The sequence below is a fragment of the Staphylococcus sp. GDY8P198P genome, assembly GCF_017891615.1.
Classification (GTDB): Bacteria; Bacillota; Bacilli; order Staphylococcales; family Staphylococcaceae; genus Staphylococcus; species Staphylococcus cohnii.
The window spans coordinates 1-925 of sequence record NZ_JAESJQ010000034.1 but is presented as its reverse complement, the minus strand read 5'-3'; the positions used below and the strand labels follow the sequence as shown (position 1 = coordinate 925).

General features: G+C 30.5%; 2 protein-coding genes. Both read left to right on the top strand.

Going from position 1 to position 925, the window contains the following annotated elements; translation table 11 throughout:
* The first annotated feature begins 91 nt into the window (after positions 1-91).
* Positions 92-256, top strand: a complete 165-nt coding sequence (locus tag KA824_RS12810) for a ribbon-helix-helix domain-containing protein (protein ID WP_002503080.1) — start codon at positions 92-94, stop codon at positions 254-256.
* 65 nt (positions 257-321) lie between these two features.
* Positions 322-885: a replication protein gene (locus KA824_RS12805; protein ID WP_049388228.1), complete on the top strand. Its 564-nt coding sequence runs from the start codon at positions 322-324 to the stop codon at positions 883-885.
* Positions 886-925 lie beyond the last annotated feature (40 nt).

Genomic DNA, 925 nt, shown 5'->3' with positions numbered 1-925 from the left:
AAACTTAACAAAAGTATTCATGAAAACTCTAGACTTTTATGGATAATATACTATATAATACAGAATAAGGATTTAAAAAGGAGGGGTTATAATGGCTCGAGAAAAAGTTGGAATAACATTAACACCTGTAACGATTGAAAGGCTGAAAGATATATCAGAAGAGATGGGATTGAGTAAATCTCAAGCGATATCTATGTTAATTAATAATTACTATATTGAAAAAGGTAAAAAGGGGGATAGAGACAGTGGAAAATAAAAAAAGAACCTAGCTCCCAAATAGCTAAGTTCTCTAAAATCTTTATTCAACACTGTTATTTTACCATGGCAAAATATATTAAAGCAAGAACGTGGGGAATGGTTGTATATCCACAATCTGCCCCTGAAAATTGGACAGAATTACTTGAAGAAACTTATTTACAATTCGCAATATCTCCTTTGCATGATAAAGATGTTAATCCTGATGGAGAAATTAAGAAAGAGCATTGGCATGTCATACTAATTTGGGATGGACCTGTTACTCAAAATGCAGCATCAAAAATTGCTGAGAAGGTAAATGCACCACAACCAGTTAAACTTGAAAGTGTTCGTGGAGCGTATAGGTATTTCACGCATATGGATAATCCTGAAAAGTATCAGTATGATGAAAAAGATATAAAAATCTATAATGGCTTTGATATTTCTAACTATATTGCTCTTACTAGAGAAGAAAAGTATGAAGCTATTTCAAGGATAAAGAAGATTATTATTAGTGAAAACGTAACAGAATATATAGATTTATTAAGTCTTTTAGAAGAAATGGATTATAACCTATTTAAAGTTGCTTGTGATAATACATTTACTATTAATGTTTTAGTTAGATCCAATAGACATAAACATGATAATTAATTTTGAATTAGCTAGCCACTATGGCTAGCTTTTTGCGTTA

What these genes read in the sequence shown, in the direction of transcription:
- KA824_RS12810 (WP_002503080.1), top strand. Translation starts at nt 92, where the DNA reads ATGGCTCGAGAAAAAGTTGGAATAACATTAACACCTGTAACGATTGAA.
- KA824_RS12805 (WP_049388228.1), top strand. Translation starts at nt 322, where the DNA reads ATGGCAAAATATATTAAAGCAAGAACGTGGGGAATGGTTGTATATCCA.